Source organism: Nonomuraea sp. B10E15, from assembly GCF_039871615.1.
GTDB lineage: Bacteria > Actinomycetota > Actinomycetes > Streptosporangiales > Streptosporangiaceae > Nonomuraea.
In genome coordinates, this window is record NZ_JBDPMB010000007.1 from 242,779 (window position 1) to 258,734 (window position 15,956).

The window sequence follows — 15,956 nt, forward strand, 5'->3', positions numbered from 1 at the left end:
TCAACTAATCTGGGCAGCGCCCGGATGTCAGCGTTGCCGCACGATCACCCGCGGCGTCGGGGGCGGCTCCTCCTGCTCCGCGCTGAGCTGTTCGTCGCGGGTGATGAGCCCCAGCCTGCCCAGCAGGGTGACCGACCGCCGCCACGCCTGCCGCGCCTCGTCGGCGCGGCCGAGCTCGTGAAGGACCAGGCCGAGCCCCCAGGAGATCTCGGCCTCCCCGAAGTCGCCGGAGCCGCCCAGCCCTTCGTGGGTCTCCATGGCCTGCCGGTAGTGCTCGACGGCCTCTTCGTACCGGCCCGCCCGCCGGTACGCCTCGGCGCGGTGGATGAAGGCGCGCAGCCGTTCGCCCGGCATGCGGAGCTCTCCCAGCAGCTCGATCGACCGGGTGTGCAGCTCGACGGCCTCGTCGTAACGGCCGGCCGCCTGGCGGACCAGCCCGAGGTGGGTGAGGTTGACCGCCTCGCCCCTGCGGTCGCCGAGCTCGCGGTTGAGCCGCAGCGCCAGCGTGTGGTGCTCGGCCGCGCGCTCCGGCTGCCCCGCCGTGCGGTAGGCGACGCCGAGGTTGTCGAGCAACGACGCCTCCATCGTCGCCTCACCCGCCCGCCGGTAGGCGTCGAGCGAGCGGTGCAGGTGGGCGATGCCGTCCTCGCTCGCCCCCATGCACACCTGCACCCAGCCCAGGTCGCCGAGGATGCGCGCTTCGTACCGGATGTCGCCGGTGCCGGCCGCCGCGGGCAGGGCCGACTGGGCGAGGCCGAGCTGCTTGAGCCAGTGGCCGCGCTCGTACAGCAGGACGGTGAACGTCGCCGCGAGCGAAACCACGAGGGCGTCCATGGAAGGGCCCGCGGACGTGCGGACCAGCGCCAGCACGTTGTCGGCCTCCGCGTCCGTCCACGCGTGCACGTCCTCGCCGCTCGCCAGCCGGGCGCCGGGGTGATCGAGCGTGCGCGGGCCGATGCCGGCGCGCCGGCCGGAGTTCGCGCCGATCACCTTGATCGCCGTGCGGGCGGTCGCCAGCTGGCAGTGCAGGACCCGCCGCACGAGTTCGGTACGGCAGCCGGCGGGGTCCTCCGCCTCGGCCCGCTCGCGGGCGTAGAGCCGCAGCAGGTCGTGCAGGCGGTAACGGTCGGGGGCGTGGGTCTCCACCAGCTGGGCGTCGACCAGCGCGTCCAGCAGGTCACGCGCGCGGTCCTCGGGCAGCCCGGTCATCGCCGCGACGACGACGGGCCCGACATCCGGCCCGTCGAGCATCCCCACGTACCGGAACACGCGGGCGGCCTCGGCTCCCGACGGGCTCGCGCGCAGGTCCTCGTAGCTCTCCTGGAAGACGGCGCGTACGGCCCGGTCGTCGGCGCGCAGCTCGTCCAGCCGGTGCCGGGCGGTGGACAGCCGCTCGGCCAGGACCGACACCGGCCAGAAGGGACGGCCGTTCAGCCGCGCGGCGGCCAGGCAGAGCGCGAGAGGCAGCCCTCCGCACAGGCGGACCACCGCCGCCGCGGCGTCCGGCTCCCTGGCGATGCGGTCGTCGTGGACCATGCCGCCGAGCAGGTCGGTGCCCCGCCCGACGTCGAGCACGTCGAGCGGGACGTGGACGGCGTCGTGCAGCGAGGTGAACATCCGGCGGCTGGTCACCAGGACGGCGCAGGTGGCGCTCCCCGGGAGCAGGGGCCGCACCTGCGCGGCGTCCCTGGCGTTGTCGAGCACGATCAGGATGCGCTTGCCGGCGGTCAGGGACCGGAACCGGCCCGCGGCCTCCTCCAGGTCGGCGGGCACGGCCGAGTCGGCGGTGCCGAGCGAGCGCAGGAAGCGGCCCAGCACGATGTGCGGGTCGACCGGGCCTGCCTGCGGGATGGCCCCGTGCAGGTTGACGTAGAGCTGCCCGTCGGGGAAGTGCTCGACGAGCCCGCGGGCGACGTGGACGGCCAGCGCGGACTTCCCGATGCCGCCGATGCCGCTGATGTGACACACCCGCGGGCCCGCGGTGAGGGCGGCGCGTACGCGGGCGATCTCGGCGGCCCGCCCGGCGAAGACGGCCGGGGTCGCGGGGAGCTCGGCGGGCACCGGCGGCACGTCCGCCGCGTCGGCGGAGCCCTCAGCGGTGGCCTGCTGGGAGTAGGGCCACACCTCGACGGCCGGTTCGGCCGACAGGGCCCGCCGGTGCAGCTCCTGCAGCTCGATCCCGGGCTCGACGCCCAGCTCGTCCACCAGCCGCCGGCGGGTCTGCCGGAACGCCTCCAGCGCGGCGGCCCGCCTGCCGTCACGCAGCAACGACAACATCCACAGGTACGTCAGCCGCTCCCGCAGCGGGTGCTCGCTGATCAGCATCGGCAGGTCGGCCAGCGACTCGATGGACGCGCCGAGGCTCAGGCCGGCGGCCACGTGCTCCTCGACCACGCTCAGGCGTTCCTCCGCCAGCGCCTGGCCGAACATCGCCGGCAGCCAGTCGCCCGAGACGTCCGCCAGCGGCGGCCCCTGCCACAGGCGCAGCGCCTGCCCGAAGAGGGCGCCGGCCTCGCGGGGGACGCTCTTCCTCGCCTGGTCGACCAGCTCGCGGAAGCGGTGGAGGTCGACGTCGGCCGGCTCGGCGTCGAGGCGGTAGCCGGGCGGCGCGGTGACGAGTGCGGCCCGTGGGACCGGGGCGAGGACCCGCCGCAGGCGCGAGATGTACTGGTGGATGGCGTTGCGCGCGGTGATCGGCGGCTCGTCGCCCCAGACCGCCCGCATCAGCCGCTCGGTGGTGACCACCTGGCGCACGTTCAGTAACAACATGGCCAGCACCGACCGCTGTTGTGGAGTGGACGGGCCGACGAACCGGCCCTCCGCCCAGACCCCGACCGGCCCGAGTATCCGGAACCCCACCTGGCGCAAGCGCCGCCCCTTTCCGACGACCGGATGCGCAGGAAGCCTATCGTGTCCCCAGGTCACCGAGCCGCCGGGCCGTTCCGCGAAAGCCATTTCATCGGCATTTAAGCCGGCAATAACGGGACGCCCATAAAGTCTCCCCGACCATTTCTGCGCGGTCGAAAGGAGACATGCTCATGCCTGTTGAGACACGCGGTTCGGCGGCGCCCGCCCCTGGCGCGGAGGCGGCGGAGGAGCTGACCGCCGCCAGGCCGGCCATCAAGAAGACGCCGATCCATTCGCAGCTCGTCTACACGGAGAACCTCTGGGCCAAGGCGGCGTAGGCGGCCCGGACGGAAACCACGAGCGGGGGCGCCGGCGCCACGGCGTCCCCACCCGGGAAGGGAGGGACATGCGCGCCGCGCTCGCCGCCATGCCCTGGCAGCCGGTCAACCGGCCCTCGCTGCCCATCGGCATCCTGCACGAACTGCTGCGCACGCGGCGTCCGGACGTCGAGGTGACCGAGTTCCACGGCGGCATCCGGTGGGTCGAGTTCCTGATCAAGGACAGCGGCGGCGACCTGGGGCCCAGGGCGGTCATGGACATCGCCGAGTACGGCGTGCTGCACGGCCTGGGAGACTGGGTCTTCGCCGGCTGCCTCCACGACGACCCGGCGTGGAAGGACGCCGAGTTCCGCGCGTACGCCGAGGCCCGCGGGCTCGACGTCGACGCGGTGGTGCGGATGCGCCCCCACGCCGCGGCCTTCATCGACGTCGCCGTCGACGAGGTGCTGGCCGGCGAGCCGCACGTCGTCGGCTTCACCTCCACGTTCATGCAGAACGCCGCCAGCCTGGCACTCGCCCGGCGGCTCAAGCGCCTGCGCCCCGAGCTCCGGGTCGTCTTCGGCGGGGCCAACTGCGACGGCGTCATGGGCCACGCGCTGCACCGCAACCACCCGTTCGTCGACTACGTCGTGCGCGGCGAGGGCGAAGAGGTGTTCCCCCTCCTCCTCGACCGCGTCCTGGCGGCCGAGGACCCGGCCGACCTGCCCGGGGTGTGCTGGTGGAACGGCGCCGAGTCGATCGCCAACACGCCCACGAGCCGTCCCGTGCCGCCCGCCGCCATCCCGCTGCCCGACTTCCGCGGGTGGCAGGAGGTGTTCGAGGCGTCGCCCGTACGCGAGCACGTCTCCCCGCAACTCGTCATGGAAGGGTCGCGCGGCTGCTGGTGGGGAGAGAAACACCAGTGCACGTTCTGCGGGCTCAACGGCTCGATGATCGGATTCAGGTCCAAGCCCGCCGACCGGTTCCTGGACGAGCTGTCCACGCTGGTCAGGCGGCACCAGATCCTGGACGTGCTGCCCGTCGACAACATCCTCGACATGAACTATTTCCGTACGGTCCTGCCCGCCATGGCGGACCTGGAATGGGACCTGCGCGTCCACTACGAGATCAAGTCCAACATCCGCACCGACCAGGTCCGCGCCCTGGCCGGCGCCGGCATGGCCACGGTCCAGCCGGGCATCGAGAGCCTCAACGGCCGGGTGCTGAAACTCATGGACAAGGGCGTGGACGGCACGACCAACATCCGGCTGCTGCGCGACTGCGAGACGCACCACCTGACCGTGGAGTGGAACTACCTGTACGGCTTCCCCGGCGAGAGCGCGGCCGACTACCGGCCCGTCATCGAGCAGATCCCGGCGCTCGTCCACCTGCAACCGCCGGACACCACGGTCCGCATCGTCCTCGAACGTTTCAGCCCTTACCACGAACGGCCCGAGCTCGGCTTCGCGCGCCGCGCGCCGGCGGCGTTCTACCGGCACGTCTACGACCTGCCCGACAGCGAGCTGTCCGACCTGGCGTACTTCTTCGACAGCGATCCCGCCGGCATCGACGAGGAGACCGCCGGGGCGCTGGAGGCGGCGCTGGAGAGCTGGAAGGACGCCTACCCGTCCTCCTACCTGATCGCCGAGGACCACGGCGACCTGATCGTCATCGACGACGCCCGCCACGGCCGGCCGCGGACCCGGCACCGCCTGCCGGGCTGGCGGGCCGCCGCGTACCGCGCGCTGGGCGACCGCCGCACCGAGGCGGGGCTGCACCGGCACCTGAGCAGGCACGGGCAGGCGCCGCCGGAGGCGGAACTGGGTGCGTGGCTCGGCGAGGCCCAGGCAGACGGGCTGGTGTTCCGCGACGGCGACTTCTGGATCGGCCTCGCCACCGGCTCCGCTCCGCACCGCGCGCCGGTCCTGACCGGGACGCGGGCATGAGCAGCTCCCCGCTTTCCTCGGGCCCGCCTCCTCCCGGTACGGTGATCACCGCTGGGCGGCCGATCACGCTGGGCGAGCGGCCCGAGGAGACGGTCGCGTTCATCGCCGTGCTGCGCGACAACCTCGAACGGGGCACCGTCGTCGACTGGACGGGCGGGGTGCGGCCCGGCTTCGACACGGCGCCGCTGCTCCACCTGCCGCCACCGCGGCGGCCCGTACCGGCAGCGGGCCAGGAAGGGAGCGCCGGGCTGGACGTCTGGCGCTCGCGGTTCCGGATCGGCCTGTGCTACTACCGCAGAGGGCCCGGCTTCCTGCAGGTCAAGGACATGCGCGACCCGGCGGCCGCGGCCCGGATGATCATCGACGACGGGGCGCTGGGCTCCGCGTTCACCCGCTGCCTGCGCCCGCGGCGGCTGCCCGGCCTCGGGACGGACGAACGCGACGCCGTCGACGTGCTGATCGACGAGCGGCTGGTGCTCAGGTGCGGCGACCTCGTGGTCACCCTCCCGCACCGGATGCGCCGCTGGCCGGTCCCCGCCATGGCGGTCTGAGATCGTGGGTCCGCCACGTTCACGAGCCACTGCGAGGCGGCCGGAAACCGGATTGATCGGGTCAGCCGGCGATGCCACCATCCTCGAATGGAGGAAGACGAGCTGCGGCTGATCCAGGAGAATGTCACCCTGGCCATCGACCGGCTGGGGCCGCTGAGCGACGTGGACTTCGGCCTCAACCGGGAGTCGGTCGAGTGGGTCGACGGCTTCATCGAGCGCCAGCGTTCCCGTCCCGGCTTCGACCCGGAGCAGATCGACGGGCTGGTCGGCGTGCTCGGCTCGTTTCTCGGCGCCTGCGTCGCCGCCGCCACGGACGGTCACTGGCGCAGGACGGACGATGGCGCGTGGGGCGTGCTCCTTCCCGACGGCAGCATGGCCTTCCCCTTCACGAAGGTGCGCAAGCAGTTCCGTGGCGGGGCGGAAGAGGGCGAATCGATCGCCGGCTTCTACCGGATCGCGGTCGGCTTCGTCGCCACGGGCAAGTTGCGGGAGGCACGCGAGCGAGAGGCCGGCCCGGACGCGAGGTGATCCCTTCGGGTTTAGGAATCTTTGACCCGGTTACGGTTCGGGGTTTACGAGAGCGGCGCGGCCCACCGCCGCGCCGGCCGCGACCGGAAGGAGAGGAACACACCATGCGTGCCGCGATCTTCGGGGGCGCCTTCGTGCTGGCAGGCGCCCTCGCCGGAGCCGGCGTCATGAATGCCGCTCACGCCGGCGCGGACGTCGCCACAGCCCCGGCCACGACCGACGCCAGGATCCCCTGCTACGACATCCGGAGCAGCGACGTCGGCTTCTACCGCAGCGTCACGATCAAGAGCAAGTGCGGGCAGACGAACACGGTGAGGGCGAGGATCGCCTCGTGGCCCGACGGACCGTGCTGGACCATCAGACCCGGTGAGCACCGGACCCACTACTACAGGTCGCCCGGCACCTTCTACAACCTCACGAAGTGCTGACCGGCCATCACCCGCGCAAAAAGGGCGGTCACCGGCCAGGTTCGGGGGCGAGGGGAGGTCCGGCGGCGAGGTCGGGTGCGTCGCGCCAGGTGGCGAGGAACTCCTCCGCCACGGCGCACGAGCCCGCGTACGGGCCGCCGGGATGCTCCAGAGCTCTGCCGGTGAGCCGGCCGACCCGCTCTTCCACCAGCTCCCGCGCCGAGGCGGCGCCGGAGACCCGGCCGGCGCGTTCGGCGAGGTAGCCGATCGTGGCGCCGGCCCCGCAGACGAAGTCCGCCAGCGTCACCACGTCCCGCTCCGCGAGGGTGCGCAGCCCGGCCTCGGTGTAGGGGACGTTCGCCGCCGGAGCGACCAGGCGGGCGCGCACCCCGGCCGCCCGTTCGGCCGTCAGGGTGCCGGTCCGCGCGCCGGGCACCAGCACGTCCGCGGCCACCCCGTACAGGGCCTCGGCGGGCCGCACCGGCAGGCCGAGCAGGCGCACACAGGCGTCGCCGTGCTCGGCGCGCGACTCCTCGAGCGCGGACACGTCCAGCCCGGCGGGGTCGGTGACGCATCCGTGAAGGGTCGAGAGGGCGACGAGGCGTGCCCCCCGCCGCGCGGCCTCCCGGACGACGGCGCCACCCACCTTGCCGAACCCCTCCACCGCGAGCGTGCGCCCGGCCAGCCCGCCGAGCGCCGTCTCCGCGGCGACGACCACGCCCAAGCCCGTCACCATGGTGTCCACCAGCTCGCCGCCGACCTCCTGGTGCATCACCGAGCCGGTACGGTAGCCGGGCAACGAGGCGAAATCCTCCGTACGCGTGCCCAGATCCGAGGCCGTGAGGAAGCCGCCCTTCTCGACCATCGGGGTGATCTCCTGGCAGTAACGGGCCAGGGTGGCCGTCCGGTGTCCGGGCTCGGCGCGCAGCACCGCCTTGGCGCCGCCGATCCGCTCGCCGAGCACGGCCAGCTTGTACGTCATCGCCCGCGCCAGCAGCCCCGCCTCGCCGCGGGTGACGTCAGGGGCGAGCCGGGTGCCGCCCGCGCTCGTCGGGCAGTCCAGGTCGAAGGCGATGCATCCGTCCACCGAGGCCAGTTCCACGATCCTCATGCGCACTCCTCACGTCGTCCGAGCCGCGTCCGATCCGCGCCTGACGACCAATCTCGACGCGAACCGGCCCCGTGTCCACCAGAGCTCGCTTCGTCACTGGAAGCCGTCAGGGCAGAGGAAGGTCCGGATTCTCGCGGGCGCGCTCGCGAGGAGCGCCGGCCGGGACTCCCGCGAGCAGAAGTTGCTGCCGATCTCCCCGTCGAGGAACCGGGTCGCGTTCCGCCTGGCGATGAGGTCGATGCCGCCGACCGAGGGGGAGTCGAGTTCGGCCGCGACCCAGGGGCCCGAGCACCGCTTGCGCGCGACCACGGCATCCCCCGGCAGGCTGCCGCCGTTCAGCGCGGCGACCTGCCGGATGATCGAGGCGTCGGACGCGCAGGGAACCGCGGCGTCGGTGCGGCGCGTGCTCGCCCTCCTCGTCGGGCTGGAGGTCTTCCTCCTGGGCGGTTCGGTCGTGCTGGGGGCGTCCTCGGGGGACTCACTCGCCGTCGACGCCTCGGCCGAGGGTTCGGGGCTCTCCTCGTACGTGGACGTGGGGGTGGTGCTCGGGCTCCGCAGCGCCTCGGGTGTGCCCCGCGAGCTGGTGGCGAACACCGCTCCCGCGGCCGCGACCGCCGCGACGGCGACGGCGGCCGACCACAGCGGCACCGCGGGGCGCCTGCGCCGCGGTGGCGGTGGCGGCGGCATGGGCTTGGTGCCCGACGCGAGCGCGGTGACCCGGTCGAGCAGTTCGTACGCGCTGGGCCGGGCCGTGCGCTCCTTGGCGAGCGCGCCGCGTACGAGGTCGTGGAGCGGGGCGGGCACCTCGGACAGATCCGGTTCGACGCTCATGACCCGGTAGGCGAGGACGTCGGGAGCTCCGGTGCCGAACGGCGGGCGGCCGGTCGCTGCGTAGACCATCAGCGCGCCCCAGGCGAAGACGTCGGCGGCGGTGTCCGCCTCGTCGCCGCGGTACTGCTCGGGGCTGATCCAGCCGGGAGTCCCGATCAGCGCGCCGGTGCCCGTGAGCCCGCTCTCGTCGAGGGCCCGGGCGATGCCGAAGTCCAGGACCTTCGCGCCGGAGGCGGAGAGGATCACGTTCCCCGGTTTGAGGTCGCGGTGCACGATGCCGGCCCGGTGGATGTCGGTGAGCGCCTCGGCGATGTCCAGGCCGAACGGGAGGAGCTCGTCCGGGCGCAGCGGGGCGTTCTCCTGGACGTAGGTGCTGAGCGTCGGGCCGGGGACGAACTCGGTGGCCAGCCAGGGAGGCATCGCTGTGGTGTCGGCGGCCAGCACGGCGACCGTGCAACGCCCGCGTACTCGGGACAGCAGGTCGACCTCGCGCACGAAACGGGCAAGGAACTGCGGATCGGCGGCTAATCCCGGATGGATGACCTTGACCGCGGCCCGGGTGCCGTCGGCCGCGATCCCGGCGTAGACGACCCCCATGCCACCGGCGCCCATCCGGCCTGCGATCCGGTAGGGGCCGATCGGCTCGCGGTCGTCCATCGCCAGGGGGCCGAAGCCGCCGGGGTCGCTCATCGTGCTCCGCTCGCCGGACCAACGCAACAGCAGCGATCCTATTAAGCCGGGCCGCCTGTGGCGCTGATCACATCCGGTGTGTGGATTCGTCCACAGTTGATCGCTGCGGGTCTCCGTAATGTCCCTGTCACCGGATCACACCGACACGGGGAGGAACCCGAAATGCGTAAGACCTTTGCGATCGCCGCTCTTGCCGGTTCGATGGCTGTCACCGGCCTGGCCCTGGTCCCGGCCGCCGCCCAGGCGACCACGCACTCCACGACGAGCTGGGGGAAGGTCTTCTCCAGCGACGGCAAGGCGTACACGTTCGGCAGGACGTGGGAGAGCCACGGGAAGGTCTTCACGAAGTGGTACGGCGTGGACAAGGTCGGCGGCAAGAAGGGCTGGGTCTGGTTCGAGGTGTACCAGGGCGGTCAGTGGAAGAGGTTCAACAAGGCGTGGGACGGCAAGGTCACGGGCGCCTGGCAGGGTCACGGGATCAAGAAGGTGTACACGTTCACCTGCTGGGCCGGCAAGTTCGACAACTGCGGCAAGAAGTACCGCATCTACTGAGCAGGACGAGGGGCCTGTGCCGCCGTACGGAAACGTGAGAGCCGTGTCGTGTCGCACGCTCGGCCGATCGTCTTGGAGATGAGGGGCCGCCGGTGACGCCCCTGAAAGGCCCCACCCATCTGCAAGGAGCGCATCATGCATCCCGCACTGAACACCATCGACATCATCGTGTCCGACCTGGAGGCCTCGATCGCGTTCTACGCGCGGCTGGGGCTGGAGTTCAAGGTCGATGAGCACTCGCCCGAGCACGCCGGCTGCGACCTGCCGAACGGGCTGCACGTGATGCTGGACACCGAGGGCTTCCGCACCCCGTTCCTGCCGGGCTGGAGCGCGCCGACCGGCGGCCCGCGCACCCTGCTGTGCTTCGAGTTCGACACCCCGGCCGCGGTGGACGCCACATACGCTGATCTGCTCGAAGCGGGCTGTCGCGGGATCGCCGAGCCGTTCGACGCGTTCTGGGGCATGCGCTATGCCACGGTGGCCGACCCCGACGGGAACGGCGTGGATCTGTACGCCGCGCTCCCGGCAGGCTGACCCGGGGGACCCGCAGGCGGTGCCATAGGAATCGCCTATGGCGCCTGCTGGCATTTCGTCTTTGCCTCTCGTTCTTTTCCGGACGTAGCGTGAAACAGCTCGACGACGGGCTCTCCGCGATCATTCCCGAGAATCGCGATTTCTTTCCGTCGGGCGGACTGACACGTGAACGAGAGGATTGTTGACATGACCGTGGTCGAAAACAGGTCGGGAACGCCGGAACTCGTGGGAAAACGAGCACTGGTCACGGGTGGCACGCGGGGGATCGGCGCGGCCGTCGTACGCCATCTCCTTGACGCGGGCGCCGAGGTGCTCACGACCGCCAGGTCGGCGTCGAGCACGGTGCCGGAGGGCGCCGCCTTCGTGGCGGCCGACGTGCGGACACGCGCCGGAGCGCAGGCGCTCGCCGAGGCCGCGCAGGAGGTGCTCGGCGGGGTGGACGTCGTGGTGCACAACGCGGGCGGGGCGCAGCCGCACGAGGGCAGCTCGGCCATCCCCGACGAGGAGTGGCAGGACGCGCTGGACCTGAACTACCTGGCGTCGGTACGGCTGGACGCGCTGCTGGTGCCCGGGATGCGGGAACGGCGTTTCGGGAGGATCGTGCACATCTCCACGGCCGCGGTCCTCACGCCGGAGGTGACGCTGTTCCTGCACTACGCGGCGGCGAAGGCGGCGCTGGTGACCTACAGCCGGGGACTGGCCCTGGAGCTGGCCCCGCACGGGATCCGGGTCAACACCGTGTCTCCCGGCAGGGTCGCCACCCCCGGCGGCGAAGAGACGCGCCGGCGGTGGGCGGAGGTGACCGCGCGCATGGGCGTGGCGCCGGACCGGAACGACGCCGACGGCCCCATCGTGCCGCTGGGGCGCGACGGCCGGCCCGACGACATCGCCGACGCCGTGCTTTTCCTCGTTTCCGACCGGGCCGGCTGGCTGACCGGAAGGAATCTCATCGTGGACGGCGGGGAATTCCCCATGGGCTGACGTCGATCGCATTTCTGGACGCCACTCGAAAAGTTTCATGAAAGGCCTTGGGGAATGGAATTGCAGGGTAAAACCGCACTCGTCACGGGCGGCACTTCCGGCATCGGCCTGGCAACCGCCCGCCTGCTGGCCCGCGCGGGCGCCGAGGTCGTCATCACCGGACGCGATGTCCAGCGCGGCGAGAACGCCGTCCACGCCGCGCGGGAGGACGGCGCTGTCCGGTTCGTCGCGGCGGACATGGCCGACCTGGACGCGGTCGCCGCACTGGGCCGCCAGAGCGGTCCGGTCGACATCCTCGTCAACAACGCCGCCGCCTTCCCTTCCTCGCTCACCGTCGAACAGAGCGTGTCGGGGTACGAGCGGATCTTCGACACCAACGTGCGCGGTGCCTACTTCCTGGTCGCCGCGCTCGTACCGGCCATGATGGAGAAGGGGGAGGGCAGCATCGTCAACGTCACCTCACTCGCGGCGACCAGGGCCTTCGCCGGCGCCTCGGTCTACAGCGCGTCCAAGGCCGCGCTGGCCGCGCTGACCCGTACGTGGGCGTTGGAGTTCGCGGACGGCGGCGTACGCGTCAACAGCGTCTCTCCCGGCCCGACCCGCACGGAAGGCGTGCTGGCCGAATACGGCCCGGAGGGCAACGAGGGCCTGGCCAAGAGCATGGGGATCAGGACGGCCAGCTCGCAGGAGATCGCCGAGGCGATCTATTTCCTGGCCTCTCCTCGCGCCGGCTACATCACCGGCACCACGCTCCACGTCGACGCCGGCGGCGCCGTCATCTAGCGGGCTCGTCAGGGCACCGGTGAGACGGAAGCGGACCTGTGCCAGGTCTCCTGGCGCAGCAGGTCGAGCAGGGCCAGCTCCGCGGGGTCCGCGGCGTGCCGGAGCCCGGCGATGACGGGTTGCGACACGGCCGGGGACACCGGGCGCGTGAGGTGCACGTAATCGTGGGGCACCGCGGAGGCCGGGACGAGCGTCACCCCCAGCCCGTGGGCGGCGCAGCGGATCGCCGTGCCCGTCTGGGACACGCGGGCGACCGTGGCCGGGGCCAGCTCGTTGTCGCGCAGCGCGTCCTGCATCACGCAGTCGAGCGTGCTGTCGCGGTCGAACCGCACCCACGGATCCTCCGCCAGCTCGCGCAGGTCGACCCGGTCGCGGGCGAGCAGCCGGTGCCCGGCGCCCAGCACCACGACGAACTCCTCGTCGCCGAGGTGATGGGCGACGGCGTTGCCCTCGTCGCACGTCTTGGCCACCAGGACGAGGTCGAGCACGCCCCGGCGCCCCAGCCGCTCCATCTCGGCGGGGTTGGGCTCCTCGAAGACGGTGACCTCCAACTGCGGGAAGCGGCGGCGCAACTCGCTCAGCGCGCTCGGGAGCTGCCGCGTGCCCAGGCCCATCTGCGCGGCGACCAGCAGCTCGCCCACCAGCTCGCCGACGCCGGCCCGCGCCGTCGCCCGCGCCCGCCGCGACGCGTTCACGGCGACCTCCGCCTCCCGCAGGAACGCCCGGCCGACCGCGGTGGGCACCAGCCCGGTCGGCGTGCGGGTGAACAACGTCACGCCGAGCTCCCGCTCGAGGCTGCGGATCTGCTGGGACACCGACGGCTGGGCGACGCGCAGCAGCTCCGCCGCCGCCGTCACCGATCCCTCCTCGGCGACGGCCAAGGCGTACTCGTACTGACGAAGGCTCATCGGCACCGTCCTCGCTTCTGTAATCATGTAATGCTATACGAGGACCTTGTGACCGCTCGCGTACGCGGGCGGCTTCTCCCGGCGCCCGCGGGGACCACCTCAGCGCGGGGCGTAGTCGAGCGTCTCGAAGGGCCACCGCGCGGACAGCCAGGCCGTCACGGCTTCGTACAGGGGCACGTCCAGCTCGGCGCGGTCGGCCCGGACCCAGGAGGACACGTCAGCGTCGTGGTCGTCGCTGCGGGAGGGGTAGATGTAGACGCAGCCGATCACCTCGTCGCCGGCCGCGTCCAGGACGGTGTAGGTGAATCCGCGGCGCCGGGCGAAGTCGTTCGCGTGGCGTTCCAGGTCGGCGAGGTTCGCCTCCGAGGTCATGCCCTCCAGGGGAGGCCAACTTCCGTCCGGGAAGCCCGGGGTCGCGCGGATGTGCTCGATGCTGCCGGCCCAGGCGGCGTGGTCGGCGGCGTTGTGCTGGGGCCCCAGGGGTTCCAGGCGGAACTGTGGGGTGACCAGGTTGACGGGGACGACGAAGTCGCCGGGGACGAAGGCGCGGTTGTTCATGAGGCCGAGGCTACGAGGCCGAGCTGGTGTTCGTCGCCGGAGGGTCTGCGGGAAACCGCGGCGCGGTGCCGAACCAATGGTCGCGGAGCGGCATCCAACAAAGATCACAGCACAAGAGGGGGCATAGGTGATGATCTGGTTGAACGGCCTGCCCGAGGCATGGTGATCCGCAAACGCGCCTCACGCTCCACGCGGCGCATCGACGTGACCCGCCTTCCCGACGACGTCGTGGCGCTCATCGACGCCCTCGAGCCCGGTGAGAACCTGGTCCTCACGCGTGACGGCGAGTCGATCGCGACGATCTCCAGCACCATCGACGTGATCCAGGGCGCCGTCGTCGATCGCGACACGCCGGACGAGAGCGACGACCAAGTGCCGATCGACCACGCGGGCGTGACCGTCGTGGCCACCGCGATGGAGCTGTCGACCGCGGCGAGGGTTGCGCTGTCCACCCAGCTCGGGGCGGACTACGTGGTGCTCGACATGCACGCGGCTCCCGCGACCACCGACGTGCTGCTGGTGCCCCCGGGAAGCCCGCAGCTGATCGCAGCGCTTCGATCGATGTTCCCGAAAGCTCGCGTCATCGTCGCCGAGATCGAGGACCACGAACTCGGAGTGCAGTACCACGGCCCGGTCCGGCGACTGCTCGACGCGGGCGCTGACGGATACCTCCCTCCGGCGACCCTCCCACACCTGGCCAGGCAGCTTGACCACACCCTGAGTCAAGGGCGCGAGCTCGCCGCCGGGGCCGCGACACCCCTGCAGATCGCACCGCCCGCGGAGCCGGCGGATCAGGACGACGAGTGACCAGGCGCGGGCCCGCGTGCCGTACGCATTGCGTAGGGTCTGCGGCGGCCGTGATCAGGCGATGTCCACGCGCTCGGCAGCGTGAGCGGCAAACAGGCCGTAGGCGTTTCCCGCGCGCCAGGCGAGCGATACCGCTGCGCTCAACCGCCGGCCTTCGACACGGCGAACGCGACCAGGAAACCGGCCAGCGTGATGAGACCGGTCAGCAGGTGCGAGGACTCGAACGCCTCGGGGATCATGGTGTCAGCGATCATGGTGAGGATCGCTCCGCCGGCCAGCGCGATGATGCCCGCCAGCACGGCCGCGGGCGCCTGCCCCAGGAGCGCGTACCCGGCCAGCGACGACAGGCCGCTGACCCCGGCGATCCCGATCCACAACCCGAACACGTACGTCCTGGATCGCCCGGCCCGGCGCATGCCGGCCGCGCTGGACAGGCCCTCGGGCACGTTGCTGATGAACACGGCCGCCACGGTCACCATGCTCACCGCACCCCCGCCGAGCAGGCTCGCGCCGATGACCAGCGACTCCGGCACCCCGTCGAGCACCGCGCCCAGCGCGATCGCCGTCCCCGACCCCTCCTGCTGCGACGGATGCCGGTCACCGGAGCGCTTGCGATGCCTGGCTCCACGCCGCGCCAGCAGGACGTTGCAGACGGTGTAGAGGACCGCGCCGGACACGGCACCCACCACCGCGGGAGCCAGTCCCGCGCGGCGGTGCGCCTCCTCGATCAGCTCGTACGACACCGCGGAGATCAGCACCCCGGCGCCGAACGCCATCACCGACGCGATCAGCCGTTGTGGCAGCCGGACCGTGTACCCGGCCAGCGCTCCTAGCACGAGCGCGAACCCGGCCAGCAGCCCCCACCCGCCCGCCTGCAACCACTCCGGCATGATCAGCGCTTGCCCTCCCGCCACCCCCTCCAAACGGGTCCGGCCCTCGTTGCGCCGCCAGTGCCGCCGCGCCGGGCCACAGGCGTCCCTCGCCCCGGCTAGCGCGGGCCCGCTCCCGGACCGGTCAGGACCGTACGTAGCGGCGGAACATGATTCCCGAGGCGAAGGAACGGTGCTCGACCAGGCGCAGCCGCAGTACTTCCTCCACGGGCAGGTACGGCTTGCCGCCCCCGACGATCACGGGGAACGCGTACACCCAGAACTCGTCGATCAGGTCCAGCAGGGAGGCGGCCAGCTCGGGGCCGCCGAGTTGGAGGGTGCCGTCGATCTCCCGCTTGAGGCGCGTCACCTCGGACACGGCGTCCTCGCGACGGACGATCGTGATCCCTTCGGGGACGGTCCGGAGGGTGTCGGAGAAGACGTACCGCGGCGTCTCCTTGTACAACCGGGCGAACTCCCGCTCGACGGCCGGGGCGCCTTCCTTGCCGAGGTCCTGCGTCCAGGGCTTCTCCATCGCCTCGTACAGCCGCCGCCCGAACAGGAACGCCGCGATCCGGCGAACGTGGTCGTTCGCCGCCTGGTGAAAGTCCTCGCCCGGGTCTTGGAAGTCCATGCCGCCCTCGGCATTCTCGATGTAGCCGTCGATCGAGGTGTTCATCCAGTAGATGACCTTGCCCACGAAACCTCTCCTTGGTCGTAGAAATCGTCGGGAGTG

General features: G+C 71.9%; 17 protein-coding genes. 10 read left to right on the forward strand and 7 right to left on the reverse strand.

Annotated elements, in window-relative coordinates; genetic code table 11:
- Nucleotides 1–27: 27 nt before the first annotated feature.
- Nucleotides 28–2,859: a BTAD domain-containing putative transcriptional regulator gene (locus ABGB14_RS22490; protein WP_347645864.1), complete on the reverse strand. Its 2,832-nt coding sequence runs from the start codon at nt 2,857–2,859 to the stop codon at nt 28–30.
- Between the two features lie 179 nt (nt 2,860–3,038).
- Here ABGB14_RS22490 and ABGB14_RS22495 point away from each other — a divergent pair, with 179 nt between their 5' ends.
- The 5 genes from ABGB14_RS22495 to ABGB14_RS22515 all read left to right on the forward strand — a co-directional run bounded on the left by ABGB14_RS22495 (nt 3,039) and on the right by ABGB14_RS22515 (nt 6,617).
- On the forward strand, nt 3,039–3,185 hold the full coding sequence (locus ABGB14_RS22495; protein WP_347645778.1) for a hypothetical protein: 147 nt from the start codon (nt 3,039–3,041) through the stop codon (nt 3,183–3,185).
- Nucleotides 3,186–3,253: 68 nt separating this feature from the next.
- On the forward strand, nt 3,254–5,110 hold the full coding sequence (locus ABGB14_RS22500) for a RiPP maturation radical SAM C-methyltransferase (RefSeq protein ID WP_347645779.1): 1,857 nt from the start codon (nt 3,254–3,256) through the stop codon (nt 5,108–5,110).
- Nucleotides 5,107–5,661 carry a DUF5825 family protein gene (locus ABGB14_RS22505; RefSeq protein WP_347645780.1) on the forward strand — a complete coding sequence of 185 codons (555 nt, stop codon included), beginning with the start codon at nt 5,107–5,109 and terminating at the stop codon, nt 5,659–5,661. The genes ABGB14_RS22500 and ABGB14_RS22505 overlap by 4 nt, the downstream gene beginning before the upstream one ends.
- An 87-nt stretch (nt 5,662–5,748) precedes the next feature.
- Nucleotides 5,749–6,189 carry a hypothetical protein gene (locus ABGB14_RS22510; protein WP_347645781.1) on the forward strand — a complete coding sequence of 147 codons (441 nt, stop codon included), beginning with the start codon at nt 5,749–5,751 and terminating at the stop codon, nt 6,187–6,189.
- 104 nt (nt 6,190–6,293) lie between these two features.
- Nucleotides 6,294–6,617 (forward strand): hypothetical protein, encoded by a 324-nt coding sequence (locus tag ABGB14_RS22515; RefSeq protein WP_347645782.1) that lies wholly within the window; start codon nt 6,294–6,296, stop codon nt 6,615–6,617.
- Nucleotides 6,618–6,645: 28 nt separating this feature from the next.
- On the opposite strand, the gene ABGB14_RS22520 is transcribed toward ABGB14_RS22515, so the two are convergent.
- A complete protein-coding gene (locus ABGB14_RS22520; protein ID WP_347645783.1) occupies nt 6,646–7,707 on the reverse strand; it encodes a Glu/Leu/Phe/Val dehydrogenase dimerization domain-containing protein in 1,062 nt (353 codons plus the stop codon).
- A gap of 93 nt (nt 7,708–7,800) precedes the next feature.
- A complete protein-coding gene (locus tag ABGB14_RS22525; protein ID WP_347645784.1) occupies nt 7,801–9,228 on the reverse strand; it encodes a protein kinase in 1,428 nt (475 codons plus the stop codon).
- A gap of 162 nt (nt 9,229–9,390) precedes the next feature.
- Here ABGB14_RS22525 and ABGB14_RS22530 point away from each other — a divergent pair, with 162 nt between their 5' ends.
- From ABGB14_RS22530 to ABGB14_RS22545, 4 genes are all read left to right on the forward strand, one after another.
- Entirely contained in the window at nt 9,391–9,780 is a 390-nt protein-coding gene (locus tag ABGB14_RS22530; RefSeq protein WP_347645785.1) for a hypothetical protein, read from the forward strand.
- Nucleotides 9,781–9,915: 135 nt separating this feature from the next.
- Nucleotides 9,916–10,314 (forward strand): VOC family protein, encoded by a 399-nt coding sequence (locus tag ABGB14_RS22535; protein ID WP_347645786.1) that lies wholly within the window; start codon nt 9,916–9,918, stop codon nt 10,312–10,314.
- Nucleotides 10,315–10,500: 186 nt separating this feature from the next.
- Complete coding sequence (locus tag ABGB14_RS22540; protein ID WP_347645787.1) at nt 10,501–11,295, forward strand: oxidoreductase; 795 nt, start codon at nt 10,501–10,503, stop codon at nt 11,293–11,295.
- A gap of 60 nt (nt 11,296–11,355) precedes the next feature.
- Nucleotides 11,356–12,078: an SDR family oxidoreductase gene (locus tag ABGB14_RS22545; protein WP_347645788.1), complete on the forward strand. Its 723-nt coding sequence runs from the start codon at nt 11,356–11,358 to the stop codon at nt 12,076–12,078.
- An 8-nt stretch (nt 12,079–12,086) separates the two neighbouring features.
- Here the strand turns inward: ABGB14_RS22545 and ABGB14_RS22550 are convergent, their stop codons facing one another.
- Both ABGB14_RS22550 and ABGB14_RS22555 read right to left on the reverse strand, forming a co-directional pair.
- A complete protein-coding gene (locus tag ABGB14_RS22550; protein WP_347645789.1) occupies nt 12,087–12,986 on the reverse strand; it encodes a LysR family transcriptional regulator in 900 nt (299 codons plus the stop codon).
- Between the two features lie 99 nt (nt 12,987–13,085).
- Nucleotides 13,086–13,544: an N-acetyltransferase gene (locus ABGB14_RS22555; protein WP_347645790.1), complete on the reverse strand. Its 459-nt coding sequence runs from the start codon at nt 13,542–13,544 to the stop codon at nt 13,086–13,088.
- Between the two features lie 159 nt (nt 13,545–13,703).
- Here ABGB14_RS22555 and ABGB14_RS22560 point away from each other — a divergent pair, with 159 nt between their 5' ends.
- Complete coding sequence (locus ABGB14_RS22560; protein WP_347645791.1) at nt 13,704–14,351, forward strand: hypothetical protein; 648 nt, start codon at nt 13,704–13,706, stop codon at nt 14,349–14,351.
- A gap of 140 nt (nt 14,352–14,491) precedes the next feature.
- Here the strand turns inward: ABGB14_RS22560 and ABGB14_RS22565 are convergent, their stop codons facing one another.
- Both ABGB14_RS22565 and ABGB14_RS22570 read right to left on the reverse strand, forming a co-directional pair.
- Nucleotides 14,492–15,265 carry a ZIP family zinc transporter gene (locus ABGB14_RS22565; RefSeq protein WP_347645792.1) on the reverse strand — a complete coding sequence of 258 codons (774 nt, stop codon included), beginning with the start codon at nt 15,263–15,265 and terminating at the stop codon, nt 14,492–14,494.
- Nucleotides 15,266–15,365: 100 nt separating this feature from the next.
- On the reverse strand, nt 15,366–15,920 hold the full coding sequence (locus ABGB14_RS22570) for a dihydrofolate reductase family protein (protein WP_347645793.1): 555 nt from the start codon (nt 15,918–15,920) through the stop codon (nt 15,366–15,368).
- Nucleotides 15,921–15,956: the final 36 nt, after the last annotated feature.

Coding starts and splice junctions, on each gene's coding strand:
- ABGB14_RS22535 (WP_347645786.1), top strand. CDS start 9,916: ATGCATCCCGCACTGAACACCATCGACATCATCGTGTCCGACCTGGAG.
- ABGB14_RS22500 (WP_347645779.1), top strand. CDS start 3,254: ATGCGCGCCGCGCTCGCCGCCATGCCCTGGCAGCCGGTCAACCGGCCC.
- ABGB14_RS22505 (WP_347645780.1), top strand. CDS start 5,107: ATGAGCAGCTCCCCGCTTTCCTCGGGCCCGCCTCCTCCCGGTACGGTG.
- ABGB14_RS22520 (WP_347645783.1), bottom strand. CDS start 7,707: ATGAGGATCGTGGAACTGGCCTCGGTGGACGGATGCATCGCCTTCGAC.
- ABGB14_RS22540 (WP_347645787.1), top strand. CDS start 10,501: ATGACCGTGGTCGAAAACAGGTCGGGAACGCCGGAACTCGTGGGAAAA.
- ABGB14_RS22495 (WP_347645778.1), top strand. CDS start 3,039: ATGCCTGTTGAGACACGCGGTTCGGCGGCGCCCGCCCCTGGCGCGGAG.
- ABGB14_RS22530 (WP_347645785.1), top strand. CDS start 9,391: ATGCGTAAGACCTTTGCGATCGCCGCTCTTGCCGGTTCGATGGCTGTC.
- ABGB14_RS22555 (WP_347645790.1), bottom strand. CDS start 13,544: ATGAACAACCGCGCCTTCGTCCCCGGCGACTTCGTCGTCCCCGTCAAC.
- ABGB14_RS22515 (WP_347645782.1), top strand. CDS start 6,294: ATGCGTGCCGCGATCTTCGGGGGCGCCTTCGTGCTGGCAGGCGCCCTC.
- ABGB14_RS22510 (WP_347645781.1), top strand. CDS start 5,749: ATGGAGGAAGACGAGCTGCGGCTGATCCAGGAGAATGTCACCCTGGCC.
- ABGB14_RS22560 (WP_347645791.1), top strand. CDS start 13,704: ATGGTGATCCGCAAACGCGCCTCACGCTCCACGCGGCGCATCGACGTG.
- ABGB14_RS22525 (WP_347645784.1), bottom strand. CDS start 9,228: ATGAGCGACCCCGGCGGCTTCGGCCCCCTGGCGATGGACGACCGCGAG.
- ABGB14_RS22550 (WP_347645789.1), bottom strand. CDS start 12,986: ATGAGCCTTCGTCAGTACGAGTACGCCTTGGCCGTCGCCGAGGAGGGA.